The following is a 16,858-nucleotide window of genomic DNA, read 5'->3' as shown; positions in this document are numbered from 1 at the left end:
CCGCACTGAAAATCGAAATTTATTGGATATAATTCTATCTTGTATAGGTTATTTAATTATAATTTACCCCCCTTGTTTCCATAGGCAAATTAATAATACATTCGAATTTGTAGGATCAATTATGTTACCATGTACTGCATCATAAATAGAATATGGAGCATAGGGATTATTCGGAGGAGCGTTTTCATCTATTATTGCAAACTTAGCAAAATCCTTTTTATCTATATCATGAGGTAATTGTACTCTGTGAAATAACCCCCATGAAAAAGCATTTCTAAATTCGTCAGAAAGAGTTTTTGGCCCTATAACATCGCTTAATTTTGGTGTTTTACCCCCCATCTTATTATCACTCTCACAGCTTATATTACTTATCCCAGGAACATAAGGGTCATTCATTTGATCTATTGCGGTAAAAAGTCTAAGTATATTGAAGTTATATGCATATAATCTTTCATAAACTACTTCATTATCTCGGTTTAATGTTTGTACTAGAGCTTTGACTGTTGCTTTTCCCACGTTTTCAAATGCAAAATTGGGATCGTGTTTATTATTATACGAAAGTATACCATCTGGATCATCATACTCATAATCATGCACTTTTACTAATTTACCATTTTCGCTATTACTAAGAAGTTTATTATCTTTTGTTCTTAATTCTCCATTATGTAAAGTACCAACTGCGTTATATGGCCTTTCTTGCTCCTTAGTGAAGAGATTAATTGTGTCTTTTTTACCCTCTCTATACATGAAAAGCCCCGCCGGTTGTGGTGAAACCTCAAAGTCCACCAATTTTGCATTCTTTGATACGTCACCGTGTGGTGAAGTTATATTTAAATTAACCTCAATATTTTTAATACCAACTAAACTCTTTAGCTTTATTGTTAAGTAACCTTCGCTATTAGTTGTAAATTCTGGGTCAAATAAAACGAGATCTTTTTCATCTACTAATTTAGGACTTCTTTTGGGTTCTCGACTCCAATTCACTTGCTTAGGATCAAATGAATAATTAGATATCTTTTTACCATTTGTTTTATTAATAATTTTAGCTCGGTATTCATATGCACTGTTTCCATCACCGGGTAATGAGTGCTGACTAGTAAAATTAGTGACTTCAATGCTTTCAATTTCAAAATCTATTGGTAGGGGTTTAAAATTAATTGAATCTATACGCAATTAACTTGAAGATGCGGGTTTTAAAATCTGGAAGTTATCAGTCAACCGAGTGGTGAGTTCTTTCGCTTTTTCTGGCAATGTGACATGAAAAAAGTGGCGCAGCGTTTCACGGAATGTTTTGGTATCCGGAAAATAGACATTGTTTCGTACCTGCTCATTCACATACTTCCATAATCGCTCAATCGGGTTGAGATTAGGGCTGTAAGGCGGCAGGTAGTGCAACTCAATATTCAAAACCTCGGCAAAAAATTGGACGACTCCGGAACGGTGATAACCCGCACCATCCAGAATAATGTGGATTTTTTGCGAAAGTGGATAGGTTTCCCGGATTGAGCCGAAAAAAAGGACGACATTTTTCGCGTTAATCGTCGGATATTCACGAACAATAGTCTCTTCAATCCGTTGTAAATTAAGGGCACCCATGATGTTGAGTCGAGTACGACTGCCTGTGGTTTCAACCACTTTGACGTGCTTCCGCCCGCTCTTCATCCAGCCATAACTTAATTTTGTGGACAGGGTCGGGTGAACCGCATCAATAAATAAAATAGGCGCATTCTGGCCACATTCTTCTTTCAGCGCGTTGTAGGTTTCAATAAACTGTTGCTGTTTATCCGCATCAAATTTATGCGGAGCACCCATTGGCTTCTTGTAGCTGAAACCTTGACGGTGAAGCCATTTCGTCATTCCTGCGACAGTGAAAGTCACCTGCCATCGTGCCCGAACATAGGCCACAATTTGTGCGGTAGTGTGCATCAAATTTGCCATCAGATACTCAACTAATTCTGTTGTTTGTTCGGCAGACAAACGGCTTTCAGAGCCCCCATTTTCAGGGGCGAGTTTTTCCTCAGAGAAGTAATCTTTCAGATGGCGGCTCACCGTACTTTCATGGATCCGCAAAGCCTGAGCAATCATCTGGGCAGTCCAGCCTTCTGAGGCCAAAAGCACGGCCTTGATGCGGTCACGTACTCGTCCATCGCGAGTCGTATCATGCATCAATTCGAGGGCGTCTTTTTGGGCATCTGTTAGATTAATTTTCATGGGCGCAATCATGATCTGATACAAATGAAAAATCAAGCATCTTCAATGACGACGGGTATAGAAGGCATAAATAATGGACAAATAAAGATAAAAAAACCAATGATTTTACAAATATATGATGACATATATAACCACCCAAAAGTACATCAAATTATGATTAACAGCCTAATCCTCAATATTAGAAAATATTTTTATTATTGTGATGAAAGATAATTATCAATTGATAACTAAAAGTTATTTTATGGGTATGGTGATTTATCTAAAAAGCTATTTTTAGGGTTCTGTTGCATTAGCAGAACACCATCCGGTTATCTCATTGATTTATAATTGATTATATCAATGACCCCGCGTGAGCGTTGATAACCCAATACGTCGGGAGAATCTGAAATAAGGTGACGTAGCAAAGAACAAATCAATTCAAATGGCCAACGTCGTGGACGACCAGAAGAGAGTGGTTTCAAGCCTTCCAGGCCATAAAGTGTATCCAGCGAGCGCCAGAAGAACGACTGCACGCGAGCGCGTGACATAGCTGACGGTGTCTCCGCGATACAGCATGAGTATGGCGATAATTCTTTGGGCATGATTTTATCGCGGGTTTTCTGAATAGTTTTTTGCATTAAACGGCGCTCATTGCGCGGTATCGATGTGATGATTGGAATAACTCAGTCCGATGGATGCTTTTTTTGGTTTAGCGATTAATCAGATCGTCCAATTCGGATTGAGTTCTCTGCAAGTGATCTATTATTTGGAACAGCTATTTAGAGAATTTTACAATGAACTTATATTTAATTGAGTTACGAACAATGTAGAATTTCCCCTAACCAATAGTATTTAGTTATCAACTGATAACTTTTTTTCATTATACAAATAGATAAATATTGAATAATTTAGTCAACAAGAAAATTGGCTATCTAATGATTATAGATAAAAAACTGCTGAAAATATTTTAATATCTAATAACATTTCAAAATTACAGGACACTTCCTTACTCCCCACTGAGCGAGGAGTAAGGGATCTTTATGAGATTCAGTGCATTAATATAAATTAATATGTAAACATAGTGAATCTTTTACCGAAAACAATACAAATTAACATTGTTATTTAATTATAAATCATAGGATTATACAGTGGAAAATACTATAATTTCATCAATACCAACAAAATCAAATATAGCCAAAGTCCAATTACTAAAAATGACAATTACTTTTTTAAAAACTCCTGAAGGAAATTTTTCACCTAATGCCTCATTTGACATCATAAAATCAGTTAATCTTAAGCCAGTACATCCTAGTTATACAATACAGACAGGAGGCTCAATAGAGATTGCATTTACTCTTGAAAAAGAATTAGCAGACCGAAGTACAGTTAGTTTTGATATTGTACCTCATAATGCAAGTGGATTTCTTACAACATCTTTTAGTTATACTGTTGTGGAAATAGACAATAACTCATTATCCCTTACCTTTGGAAATGAATATTTAAATGCCATAACTAAAGTAGAAAATGTTAGTTCTAATATTCCACCAACTGGTAAAATATACTCTAAAGTTTTTGCCACAATAAAAGCTAAAAACGGTGGTCAAAGTGTATCTGGAATTCCTATCACTATAATGTCAGATCATAATACTAGTTTAGATAATGTTAGAACTTTCAGAGAAAATAAAAGTCAGTCATCTGAAATAACAAAAAAAACCTTATATAACAGACCAGTTTTTTATTTAGAAACAGAACAAGATGGTATGGTTGTTTTTTATGTATATCCGGATAACAATACCGAATTTATACTTAATTTACAAGCCAGAGTAACTGACACACAAAGTTTTCAACTATCAAAAAACAGTTTATTTGTTATTGATGATGATCCAACTAATCCGGGTAATCTATCAAATATTAATACTGATTTTTTAGCCCCTCCCTCTATTCTAGAAGTATCAGATGGTGCGTTAATAGGAGACCCTGATTCAACAACTTTTTCTGTTGAAGTTGATCCATACAATCATCCAAATAGAAATGATACTATATTATTCTATGTCAATGGGAGTTACTCAAATCAAAAAATCATTGTTGAAAATAAAAATAATCTAGGTAATTATTTTATTGATTTACCTTACTCGATTATACCCAAAAATGAAAATATTGAATTATCTTATATCGTTGTTACACATGATGCAAAAATAAAAAAATCAGCATCACTAGGATTCACCTACAGTGGAGGAGGTAAGAGCGCACCTCTTGATGATATCAATAGGATTTACGATCCATGTGTTGTTTATTCTAGTTTTGGTGCTTCACAAGGAACGGCTCTAATCCATCAAGGTGATTTAATAAATTATTTCTCTATATCTCATGATTCTAATAAGAAAAAAAGCACAGCGTTATTTATTGAAATAGAAGGGACTAATGATATTACTGACAAAACCAAAGTACCACTGGGTTATAATGTTGTAGTGACATTATATATAGATTCTTATAACAAACAATTTCAACATTCATTTAAAGTTATTACTATGCCTGCAACCCCTGTTCCACACAGCAGTCATACAGCAACACATATATTTGAGATTCCTATTGATTATCTAAATAATATAGAGTCATATCCTAATAGTTCTGCTGGAAACATCTATTTTGACTATTATGCTTATGATCCATCTGACCCAGGAAACTCTGGAACTAAATATTATGGGAAAATTTGGCAAGGAAAAATTGACACAGAAAGACCTTAAATTAAAGATTACTAAAAATAAAACAATTATTACAACCATAAAAATTGAAGAAGAAAAAACAATAGAATATAAACCTAAATTCATTTTTAAATCTATTTTATTTAAAAAAGAAGAATGACTCATAACGTAATGCATTAATTTTAAAGGAATAAATATATGATTAAAGTTAGTGTTTCTGTAAAACCAAACTCTGATGTAATCATCAGTCAAGAATTCATAGCAGAAATAAAATTAACATCCAATATACCTATAGATAATTCTATTTCCATCTCTTTAGAAAATACGAGTTATATCTCCCCTGTTGGAAAAATTTCGTCCTTCACCCCATCTTATAATAATACATCAGGATCATTTTTTGTCAGATTATTGGTATCTGATAAGATCACCTCAGGTGAGCTTGTTTCTTTTGATATCAAATCCTCATATTTTGGCACAAAACATGTTGAATATGTAGCTAAACATATACAACAAGAAACATTATCTCTTAAATTTTATAAAAAATATTTACCTACACCAGATCAACCTAATTTTCCTTCACAAGGAGAAATCTGCAGTAAGGTCATGACAACTATTAAATCTTCAGATGGACAACCATTATCTGGAACGCCAATATTTATTCCTTATCTATATAATTTTAAGGATTTCGATATCTATGACTCTGAGAAAAATAAAATTGAAGTTACTTCTGCTCCTATGAAAGGTTTTTTTATAAACTCAAATGAAAAGGGTGAAGTGATATTTTATGTTTATCCTCATATAGGAGTCGCTACTAAGATAACTTTAGATTCAATGATTTATAATGCAACATCTTCTATTCATTCTATGAACGAATTATATGTTGCCAGTAGCCAACCTCAAGGTAATGATAGCTTATTAGATCCCCCTGATATTGAAAATATACATGGAGAAAACTTGACATCGCCTAATTCTTTTATATTCAAAACCAAAGTAGACCAGTATGATAATGCAAAATCTCAAGACACAATATTGTTCTTTGTTAACAATATATTTACTGGTTATGCATTTACTATCGAAAGCATTGATGATTTAGGTGGGTATTCTATAAAACTACCCTATAAAATTTTCGAGAAATATAAAGACGTCGCTTGCTCATTTTATTATATTATTTTTTCTGTTAACGAAAATGTTTATTATTCATATCCATTGAGTATTGTTTTTAAAGGAGGAGTTCCTAATACACCCCAGCCAGACATCAATAGAATATACAATACTTGTGTAGTTTATAATAGTGCTGGTATTTCCCCTGATAACATTCTACAAGAAATGGATTATGTTGATAGCACTGAAATATCTAACTATAGGAACAATCCTGACAATGCTGGATTATTTGTTCAAATTATGGGAACCAACGATCTAAAAGACAATTCAAACGTGCCTCTTGGTTCAGAGGTTTTTCTAAATTTATATATTAATTCTAGTACTAAAACAGTTCATCATTCACTTAAAAAAACAATGCAAAACTTACCAGACGGAAATAATAATTCGGCAAAGTTAATATTTAATATACCCCATAGCTGTTTAATTGATTGTTTAGCTTATCCAGATAGAGGCGGTGATATTTACTTTGATTATCAAATTGGATTTGATAATGACGATGATCTCACATATGGTAAAGTCTGGCAAGGACGTATAGACACCCCAATTATTGATTGATAAGCAATCTAGTGTATAAATGACTCATGAAACAATTGTTATTTATTGGTAATTTATTCATTAAAAATCAAACTTAAAAATAGAAATAATGAGGTAATGTAATGAGTAGTCCTGTTTCTCTTTCTGTCCCTTATGGTTCTAGCGTTATAATAGGTCAAAGATTGAATTTGAATGTAACTCTGACATCTGATGTTAAAATATCAGATAACACTTATATTCAAATTATAAATGCAGATAATAAGGTTACATTATTAGACTCTTCCCGTTCAGATGAGGATTCTGGGTTATTTACGCTTTTTTTAGAAATATCTCCAGATATAAATGATGGGGATAGCATCAACTTTGGACTATATATATCAAGTAACGTTTCCTTCCCAAATACAACAGTTATGTATACTGGAAGAACATTAAAAAATGATTCATTAACACTTTCTTATGACAAAAATGCTTTAGAGGTGCCAACTCAACCAAATTATCCACCTAGTGGAAATGAGGGTAAATCACGGACTAGAGTTATGGCAACAGTTAGAGATGAGCAAGGTAACCCTATACCTAAAGTCTTTGTATTTATTTCTTCTTTAAATCCAAAAGATATAGAAAAAGTCAATTTGTATCAATCTGACAACAAAACAAAAATAGGAATAGAAAAAAATATTAACGACGAAGGGATTTTTCTGTCCACCGACTGGCACGGTAATTTAGTCTTTTATATTTATGCTAAAGAACTGCAGCCTATATCTCTTGAATTTTATACAAGAATATTTGGTATTACGAATGAGATTCCTGCTGATAGTGCATTGAATATTGTAAATGATAAACCAGAAAATCCGAATGATTATTTAGCCGCTCCTGGAATTGAAGGGTATGATAATGGCGGAGAACTAACAAACCATGGACAAACAAATTTCTTAATAGATATTCCTCCTTACCCCGGTGCGCAAAAAGGAGATATGATTAAAATTCGCATTAATAATGTCAGTACAATATATGAATATCCTCTTTTGCAATTAAGTGAGCTTGGGAATTACTCTTCTTTTTCAATGCCTTATTTTGCCTTTACAGTAGGCGCAGTTTCTACCTTTTCCTACGTAGTTTTTCGCCAAGGCAGAGATACGTTATATTCAAGATCCCTTACACTAACATATACAGGAGAGTCATGGCCTAAGCCAGTTTATTATGACAAATGCGTAGTTTATTCTAGTTTTGGGGTTAATGATCCCAATAATATTATAGAAGAAGCAGACCCTAAAGATTGTGAGCACGCCACTTCACATAATACTGTGAATTGTAAAGCAATCTCTAAAAGTCATGACCTTGATGATCCCGCATTATTTGTTCAAATTACTGGAACAAATGATATCACTGATAAGACCAAGCCACCATTAGGTAGTATGGTAGACTTAACATTGCATATAAAATCTAATCCTAGAACTGTAATAAAAACTTATTCTAAACAGATACCTTCTGTAGCTGGCCCTGATGGTCAAACTACAACTACTACTATAAATATTGCCAGAAAATTTGTTAGGGACTGCCATGAATTTAAGGACTGCACGGCTGGCCGTATCGAGTTTAGCTATCAAGTACGATCAGAAAATACCCATTCTCAGACTTGGATAGGAAGAATAGATACCGCCTCTACCGGAGAGGATGATTGTTAATAGAATTGATATTAATACATTATCATATCAACAATATAATAGAGAGAAAATTATGAGTAATAAACTTCCAGCCCCAATTTTGCCACAAATCAATAATGATACTTTAGATTTAAAAAAAATTGAGGGTGATATTATTATAAAAATAGACAACAGCGCTCAAGTCTTCTTTGATCGTGATAGTATTATGGCCTGTTTCAACACTATTTGTGGGGAATCTTATACAGTCCGTAATTATACTGAATCTTATTTTGAGATTAAAATACCCAAAAATAAAATTTCGCCTGGCCAATACTTGGTTCATTATACTGTAATAAATAATGACGATAATATATCGTATTCTCCCATAACTCACATAAAAGTTATCGATGGCACACCGACAACCCCACCATCAGACAAAGAACCCTTTATCGTTATGGGTGCTCGTTATGCTGACCTTGCTGTAGCTAATGGGCTTAAAACACCACAGAGGCTGACTGCCTGGACTAAAGAGGGTAAGCCACATCCAGTAACATGGACTTATATAGGTGGAACACCATCATTTACTTCTCCTTTTTCACATATTAATTCCCCATTTTTCTATGATTCTGCTCCGTGGCTCCCCATTTCAGTTCAAGACGAGCAAGGTAACAAGCTCAAAATAAACCCAATCAATGTGTTTGGTAATGGTGGTACGCTAGGTCTTCCAAAGGCAGATTTTAACGATCCATTGGAAGAGCAATATCCCTCTGCTTTTGCTGTGCTGCTCAATGACAACACCATGGTTGGTTGGGGAGGAACCTTCGGTAATTCCTATACTCAATCTGGAGTTAAAACCATTACTACAAATGGCCCCTCTTATGCTGGGCTTAATGTGGATTCAGGGACATTATGGTATCACGGTGATTCTAATCACTCTAACTTCCCTACTGGTTCCTTTGATGATGTGGGGGCAGGTGGAAATAGCTTTTTTGCTATCTCGCACACTAACCAGCAGATGGAAGCCTGGGGAGCAATGACGGGTATTTTTAATTATCCTGGAGATGGAAAGAATGTTTTTGTAGGAAATAGTTTTGCTATTACTATATATAATCCCGGTACGGAACAGATACAAAGTTTGTGGGGCTCATCAATGGAGAACTGGCAGTTAGATCCAGATCCACGTTATTCTTCTGTTTCGAAACCACGTTACATTACATCAATGGCAAGGGGATTCGCCGTTATAGACGAAAGTGGTGATCTTTCTACTTGGGGTGATTCAAGTGTATTTGTCGGCTTTAATCCCTCACATCAGGATTTCATACAAGCTGCTTCAATTACTCCCTTTCTTATGAATTTTAACGTCCCATTCGGTAATTACGCAGTTCACCGTGATGGTACATTATATGCTTGGTCGGTTCCAGCCAGCAGCTCCGATGGCGATTCATGTAGTAATGGAGTAGATATAGCAACCACTAAACAAAAATTTCTTATGCCAGGAGGCACCCCTCCACATGGAAAAATATATTGGGATGGAATACAGAATTATAACGACGGCCCAGTGTTCGAAGAATTTATGGCTCTCAAAGATGTGGTTCAAATAACTTGCTCAGCTAATGCATCTGCGGCATTACGTCAAGATGGTACCGTATTAACCTGGCAAAATGCTGAACCTAGTAACGTTAACTTTATACCCCAACCTGAAATAAAGAATGTAAGAGCCATCTACTCAACAGGAACAGCATTTCTTGCTCTGACAGCAGATAACAAAGTCCATACCTGGGGTGGTTCTGATGGTGGTGGAGATAGCAATGAAGTACAAGCACTATTACAGGGTAAGCTGACCTATTATATGGATTAATATGATATCTGATACCAGAATAATAGTTAGTTCACTCTAAACCAGAAGGCGCAATCAACGTTGATGTTATATGACAGATTGCGCCTTATTACTTACATATATTGATATTAAATAATTTATTAATGTTGGTGCACTTTTTACTGTTCAATTAGTATTTTAAGGAAGAAAGGAGAGCCTGATTCAGGTTAATAGTAACTTGATCTGACACACAATTTGATAACTACCAGAGTGAATCTGCACAAGTACACATTATCAATAATCAGAAAAGCCACTATGCAGCTTGTCTGTCATTCAATATAAAATTAAATATTATATTTTAAGTAGCGAGGGAAGCCGGCCTTACCTGTTCCGTGTTTGCGTACAGATTCAGCTTGGTCGCAATATCAATAAGTCACTTCTATCGTAACAGCCATGATGATATCTCATTAAAAAATAAAAAAATATTAAATTAACGCTTTAAAATAATTGTCTAAATGTTGCATATATAGCAATTGCTATAATACTGATACATGTACCACATAAGATAGAACGAGTTATACGCCCATTACCCAAATAATGAGTTTCAAGCACAATTATATTGGCTGAGGGTGGTAGTACACATCAGGTGCGTAATTCCCTGACTTAAACGAAACATAGGTTTTTTAGGAACTTCTCTTATGAAAATATACAGATACGCTGTATTGCCAATGGCTCTTAAAGTAGCTTTATTTTTTTCTGGAATAAGCGGTAATGCAATAGCTGCATCAACATGTGGACCCACAATTTCCCAAAATAGGACGACACCCTGTTATCTCTCAAATAATGAAAATCTTACTATCGATAAAGGTGTATCAATTATTGTTCCCACAGAAGGGTTCATGGCAAGCCAATATGATAAATACTCTGGGAAAACCTCTGCTGTCAATGTCGGTAATGAGGATATTAAGGATCCGCTTATTACGGTTCATAACATTGAAAATAACGGAATTTTGAAAGGAACTAATGGACTCGTAGTAACTCCCAGTGGTCTTGTTGAAAAACTGGTTAATCGTGGAACCATAAGCACCATAAGCGGCGGCCCTGCACTATCAGGTGTAACTGTTGCTGGTACCCTGAAGACACTGGAGAATTATGGTTCAATCATAGACCCTGCTGGTGCTGGTGGTTCAATATTTATCATACCTGAGCTTGTTATTAAAAATCCTCATTACGGAAAAATAGATACCATCCAGAATCAGAAGGGAGGATCGATTCAGGGGATCATTATGAACGGGGGAACACTTACAAATCTTAATAATTATGGAATATTGTCTCAGTCGAGTAGTAGTAACTTCTTGCCTCCCGGAGCTTTGACTGCTGCATACGGCGCTGATGTCGGAATTTTCAATAATTATGGAACAGTGGCTGTATCCAATAAAGGCATTATAGTTAGCCAAGGGTCGACTCTCAAAGGCCTCAATAATCAGGTTGGGAGTAAAGGAATAATTGCCGGTGTGAATGCCATTGAAGTTACTGGGCAAGGCCCGGCTAGTGATAGTAAGAAAATCCAGCCGTCCAGAATTAAAAAGATTACCAACGCTTCCACCATATATGGAAATACAAAAGGTATTTATGTCGACGATAAAGGTGTTATTGAGACAATCACGAATACGGATACAGGCGTGATAAAAGGGATTATATTCTCTATCCATAATAAGGGAACTATCACCAACGGCATTGATAATGCGGGCACGATTGACGGCAATGTCGAGCTTGGAAGCGCCAGACTTTATCTGTCTGGCCCGAAGGCAATCCTTAAAGGAGATGTTTCTGGGACGAAAGATTCGATTGTTACTATTGGGAATATGAACCGTACTGATAAAGCGAAAAATCTAGATTTTACATACACCCACAACATGAATGTCGGAACTGTTAAGATATCATCGGGAAATAAGTTACGTTTAGGCGACGGACATACAACGGGAAAAATTTCTGGCAATATAGTTAATGATGGAGAGTTTTATTTCAATCGCAGCGATAAAGTGATTTATGGTCATAATATAAGCGGTGCAGGCTCTGTTCACCAAGTGGGTAGCGGCACAACCATTTTTCAGAGGGCAAACAACTATGCAGGCGCGACAACAGTCCAACAAGGAACACTTCTCCAAGGCGCAGAGAAGTCTTTCAGCCCATTATCATCCTATACAATCGGGCAACGTGGTACGCTTGATATGGGGGGATTTAATACGACAATTCCCGCTTTAAATAACAGTGGTAGAGTCGTGATGGGCGGAGATAGCAACGCTGTAGGGAGTATGCTGACGATTACGGGTGACTATAGAAGTAATAACGGTACGGTGAGTTTATCAACTGTATTGGGAGATGATAGCTCAAAGACTGACAGACTTGTGGTGAATGGCAAAACATCGGGTACAACTCATCTCGTGATCAAAAATGTTGGTGGAAAGGGTGCCAAAACGAACGAAGGTATCAAAGTTGTTGATATGAAAGGTGCAGCGGGCGGAAATTTCAGTTTGGCTGGTGACTATAGCCATAAGGGTAATCCAACTCTTGTAACGGGTGCTCATGCCTACCGTCTTTATAAGAATAGCGCCGACAATTCGTTGTATCTGCGCTCATCGTCGGATAATTCAAAACCCACATATCAGGCAGGCGTTAGCGTTTACGAGAGTTATGGACGGATGTTGCAGATTATGAATGCGCCAGAGTCCTTGCGTGACCGAACCGGAGGACGTAAGGATCGGGTGCTTGGCACAGGTGAATTCAGAAGCTCTGCTGCCGAAGACAGCACTGACGATAGTACAAGCCAGATGCCCACTGGGGTATGGGGGCGAATAACCGCTTCTTACGGTAAATTGTCGCCACGTGTCTCTACATCCGATGCGAATGCAACCACCTATAACATGGTTCGTGCTCAGATTGGTATGGACAAACGTTTTTATGAAAATAACCAGGGTTCAGTCACGGGCGGTGGCTTCCTGCAATATTCGAAGATTGATGCAGACGTAGGCTCTCCGCATGGTGACGGTAACATTCGTGCAAATGGTTATACGTTTGGTGCGACCAGTACGTGGTACGGCAAGAATAAGTTTTATGTGGATGGCTTAGCCCAGATGACCTACTTTGACAACGATCTGCATTCAAAGACTGCCGGCCGAGCTTTGGGAAATAGTAAATCCGCGCTGGGGTATGCATTGGGTCTGGAAGCAGGACAAGAGATTGGCTTGAATCAGAAATGGTCAATGACCCCACAAGCACAACTCGTATATTCTTCCATAAATATGAATGGGTTTCATGATCCGTTTGGAGCCAAAATCCGTTTTGACCGAAGCCAAAGTCTGAAACTTCGTGTAGGCACGACGATAGACTATCGTCAAAAAGCCACACGTTTATATGGTTTTTTCAATATTAATCAAGAGGTTTTGGGAAGAAATGACTCGGCTAAAGTCGCCGATGTTGCCTTTATCAGTGGCAATGATCGCACTTGGGGAGACGGAGGGGCGGGTGGTTCCTATAGTTGGGATAATGGAAAATCTTTCGTCTATGCTCAGGCTTCAGCCAGCACCAGCCTGAATAATTTTGCAGACAGCTACGATCTGAAGGGCCAAGTCGGACTAAGGACAACGTGGTAATTAAGAAAATGCCACCGGAATTAACAGAAAACCGTGGGAATGGCCTCCCACGGTAAGCATTTTCAGAGTTTTTATATGAGCAAGAGCAATGTTTCTAGTTGAGATCATGACTGCGCCCGTATATTCAGCTTCTAATAAATTGATTATGCAATCTTTTCGTCTGTAGCACTAAGCATAAACTATCAGTCAAAATGGTCTGCACTTCCCTTATTTTTCACTATAATGGTGCAAATTTGTTTTTTTGCTCACCTACTTCACTAAATTAGTGCAATTTTACTTAAAACTTGACTGTGATTTCTTCCGTTTTTACCCACTAACCCACTCATCCGCTGATCTTAAAGACTTTTAAAAAGTTGGCACACTTCTCGCAATACTCTTCTCATAAGCATCAATTTTATAAACATTGACCCTATACAGAGACACACATCATCAGCCCATTTCAGCCCATTAGATAACGCCGCATGTCCCTTGCGCCGAATTATCAGGCTGACGTCAACCAAGAGAACTCAGTATGTCCGTTGAACATGTTTTGTCCATGATTGAAGAACATCAGGTGAAGTTTATTGACTTACGTTTTACTGATACCAAAGGTAAAGAACAGCACATCACCATTCCTTCCCACCAGATTGATGAAGATTTCTTCGAAGATGGCAAAATGTTTGACGGTTCATCGATCGGTGGCTGGAAAGGGATCAATGAATCTGACATGGTGTTAATGCCAGATCCAACGACCGCAATGCGAGATCCCTTCTTTGATGACGCCACGCTGATCCTGCGCTGTGATATTCTGGAACCCGGTACCATGCAGGGTTATAGCCGTGACCCGCGTTCGATTGCCAAACGCGCGGAAGATTTCCTGCGTGCAAGTGATATTGCCGATACTGTCCTGTTTGGGCCAGAGCCTGAGTTTTTCCTGTTTGACGACATTCGTTTCGGCAATTCCATTTCGGGCAGTTATTACCATATCGATGATATTGAAGCTGCATGGAACAGTGGGACACGCTATGAAGGCGGTAACAAAGGTCATCGTCCGGGCATCAAAGGCGGTTATTTTCCGGTTCCTCCCGTGGATTCCTCTCAGGATCTGCGTTCAGCCATGTGTCTGACAATGGAAAAAATGGGGCTGGTGGTTGAAGCTCATCACCATGAAGTAGCGACCGCAGGCCAGAATGAAATCGCGACCCGCTTTAATACTATGACCAAAAAAGCGGATGAAACCCAGATTTACAAATATGTAGTGCACAATGTGGCCCATTCATTCGGTAAGACCGCAACGTTTATGCCGAAACCGCTGGTAGGCGATAACGGCTCTGGTATGCACTGCCACATGTCGCTGTCCAAAAATGGTACTAATCTATTCGCCGGTGATAAATATGGTGGCCTGTCCGAACTGGCGCTTTACTATATCGGCGGCGTAATCAAACATGCCCGTGCATTGAATGCCTTTACCAACCCAACCACTAACTCGTACAAACGTCTGGTTCCGGGTTTTGAAGCGCCAGTGATGCTGGCTTACTCAGCCCGTAACCGCTCTGCCTCCATCCGCATTCCGGTTGTGGCAAGCGCCAAAGCCCGCCGTATTGAAGTGCGTTTCCCTGATCCGGCCGCAAACCCTTATCTGTCCTTTTCTGCCCTGCTGATGGCAGGTCTTGATGGCATCATCAACAAAATCCATCCTGGCGATGCGATGGACAAAAATCTATATGACCTGCCGGCAGAAGAAGCTCAAGAGATCCCAACCGTCGCCTCTTCTCTGGATGACGCGTTAGCCGCTCTGGATGCAGACCGGGAATTCCTGACTCGTGGTGGTGTTTTCACTGATGATGCCATTGATGCTTATATCAAATTACTGCATGGTGAAATCGAACGAGTACGCATGACGCCACATCCGCTGGAATTTGAACTGTATTACAGCGTGTAATACTTGATAGCATCACAATTGCCCTTTTTGTTGCCGTGAAACTTTTGACCCATCTTCGGATGGGTCCTTTTCCTGCACATTTGCGACGGCAGATGACACTTGATAAACAAATCACAGACTGCACGGAGAGACTGCCCGGTTTATGCTTAACTAAGGTACAATGCACCAAAAAAGTGCAAAGGTTGGATGATGATGGTTGATTTTCCCAAAGCAGAACACATACTCGACTCACTGATTAACAGTGTCTTGGTACTGGATAACGATTTGATTATCCGCTATGCCAACCATTCAGCCATGCAACTACTGGCACAAAGTACGCGTAAATTATTCGGTACTCCCCTTCCGGTGCTATTCAGCTATCTCTCACTGGACACAGAATTGATGCGTTCCAGTTTGATTAGGGGTCATGGTTTTACCGATAACGAAGTGATATTGGTGATCAACAATCACTCTCATGTAATGTCGCTCAGTGCCCAACCCATTTCCGAACAGTTTATTCTGCTGGAACTCGCTCCTATGGATAGCCAGCGTCGTTTAAGCCAAGAGCAGATACAACAGGCACAGCAGGCGGCTGCGCGGGAATTGGTTCGGGGGCTGGCACATGAAATAAAAAATCCCCTTGGAGGACTGCGGGGAGCGGCGCAACTGCTTGCAAAAGCGTTGCCCGATCCCTCCCTGCGGGAATATACCCAAGTGATTATTGAGCAGGCTGACAGGCTGCGCGCCCTCGTTGATCGATTGTTGGGTCCACAGCATCCGGGAACCCGAATCAGCCAGAGCATCCACTATGTTGTTGAACGGGTTTATCAGTTGGTATCATTGGAAATGCCCGCCAATGTCACTTTGATCAAAGATTATGATCCCAGCCTGCCAGAGCTGGCGCATTATCCAGATCAAATTGAGCAGGTTTTACTGAATATGACCCGCAATGCACTACAGGCTCTGGGGGAAAAAGGTGGAACGATCATCCTGCGAACCCGAACCGCGTTCCAAATTACCTTACATGGTGAACGCTATCGTCTGGTAGCCAGAATTGATATTGAAGACAACGGCCCGGGCATTCCTCCCAACATTCAGGATACGCTATTTTATCCCATGGTCAGTGGGCATGAAGGAGGAACTGGACTTGGGTTATCCATCGCCCGTAACCTTATCGATCAACACGCTGGCAAAATCGAATTCACCAGTTGGCCGGGTCACACGGAATTTTCCATTTACCTGCCTATCAAGAAATAACCGAG

Annotated in this window: 10 protein-coding genes and 1 pseudogene; 8 read left to right on the top strand and 3 right to left on the bottom strand. The window is 38.6% G+C overall.

The genetic code is table 11. From position 1 onward, the window contains the following. Positions 1–63 precede the first annotated feature (63 nt). The 3 genes and pseudogenes from XBJ1_RS00960 to XBJ1_RS00945 form a co-directional block, all read right to left on the bottom strand. Positions 64–1,173, bottom strand: a complete 1,110-nt coding sequence (locus XBJ1_RS00960) for a hypothetical protein (protein WP_012986836.1) — start codon at positions 1,171–1,173, stop codon at positions 64–66. Continuing rightward, positions 1,174–2,211, bottom strand: a complete 1,038-nt coding sequence (locus tag XBJ1_RS00955; RefSeq protein WP_041573280.1) for an IS630 family transposase — start codon at positions 2,209–2,211, stop codon at positions 1,174–1,176. A 285-nt stretch (positions 2,212–2,496) separates the two neighbouring features. After that, a pseudogene (locus tag XBJ1_RS00945) lies at positions 2,497–2,870 on the bottom strand (IS630 family transposase); the annotation flags it as partial. A gap of 468 nt (positions 2,871–3,338) precedes the next feature. On the opposite strand from XBJ1_RS00945, the gene XBJ1_RS00940 reads away from it, so the two are divergent. From XBJ1_RS00940 to glnL, 8 genes are all read left to right on the top strand, one after another. Beyond that, positions 3,339–4,934: a hypothetical protein gene (locus tag XBJ1_RS00940; protein ID WP_012986832.1), complete on the top strand. Its 1,596-nt coding sequence runs from the start codon at positions 3,339–3,341 to the stop codon at positions 4,932–4,934. After that, positions 4,915–5,052, top strand: a complete 138-nt coding sequence (locus XBJ1_RS21695) for a hypothetical protein (RefSeq protein ID WP_158304277.1) — start codon at positions 4,915–4,917, stop codon at positions 5,050–5,052. The genes XBJ1_RS00940 and XBJ1_RS21695 overlap by 20 nt, the downstream gene beginning before the upstream one ends. A 38-nt stretch (positions 5,053–5,090) precedes the next feature. Beyond that, the gene (locus XBJ1_RS00935; protein WP_012986830.1) at positions 5,091–6,608 is read left to right on the top strand and encodes a hypothetical protein; all 1,518 of its coding nucleotides are present in this window, start codon (positions 5,091–5,093) and stop codon (positions 6,606–6,608) included. Between the two features lie 101 nt (positions 6,609–6,709). After that, positions 6,710–8,269, top strand: coding sequence for a hypothetical protein (locus XBJ1_RS00930; RefSeq protein WP_012986829.1), 1,560 nt, complete (start codon positions 6,710–6,712; stop codon positions 8,267–8,269). Continuing rightward, positions 8,259–10,085 carry a hypothetical protein gene (locus tag XBJ1_RS00925; protein WP_038198220.1) on the top strand — a complete coding sequence of 609 codons (1,827 nt, stop codon included), beginning with the start codon at positions 8,259–8,261 and terminating at the stop codon, positions 10,083–10,085. Before XBJ1_RS00930 ends, XBJ1_RS00925 begins: the two co-directional genes overlap by 11 nt. A 656-nt stretch (positions 10,086–10,741) precedes the next feature. After that, on the top strand, positions 10,742–13,696 hold the full coding sequence (locus XBJ1_RS00920; RefSeq protein WP_012986827.1) for an autotransporter outer membrane beta-barrel domain-containing protein: 2,955 nt from the start codon (positions 10,742–10,744) through the stop codon (positions 13,694–13,696). Positions 13,697–14,207: 511 nt separating this feature from the next. Continuing rightward, complete coding sequence (gene glnA / locus XBJ1_RS00915; RefSeq protein ID WP_012986826.1) at positions 14,208–15,617, top strand: glutamate--ammonia ligase; 1,410 nt, start codon at positions 14,208–14,210, stop codon at positions 15,615–15,617. A 186-nt stretch (positions 15,618–15,803) separates the two neighbouring features. After that, on the top strand, positions 15,804–16,853 hold the full coding sequence (gene glnL, locus XBJ1_RS00910; RefSeq protein ID WP_038198219.1) for a nitrogen regulation protein NR(II): 1,050 nt from the start codon (positions 15,804–15,806) through the stop codon (positions 16,851–16,853). The last annotated feature ends 5 nt before the right edge of the window (positions 16,854–16,858 follow it).

The sequence above is a fragment of the Xenorhabdus bovienii SS-2004 genome (assembly GCF_000027225.1).
GTDB classification, from domain to species: domain Bacteria; phylum Pseudomonadota; class Gammaproteobacteria; order Enterobacterales; family Enterobacteriaceae; genus Xenorhabdus; species Xenorhabdus bovienii_C.
Note: the sequence above shows the minus strand (reverse complement) of the source record. Positions and strands in the feature narration are given on the sequence as shown.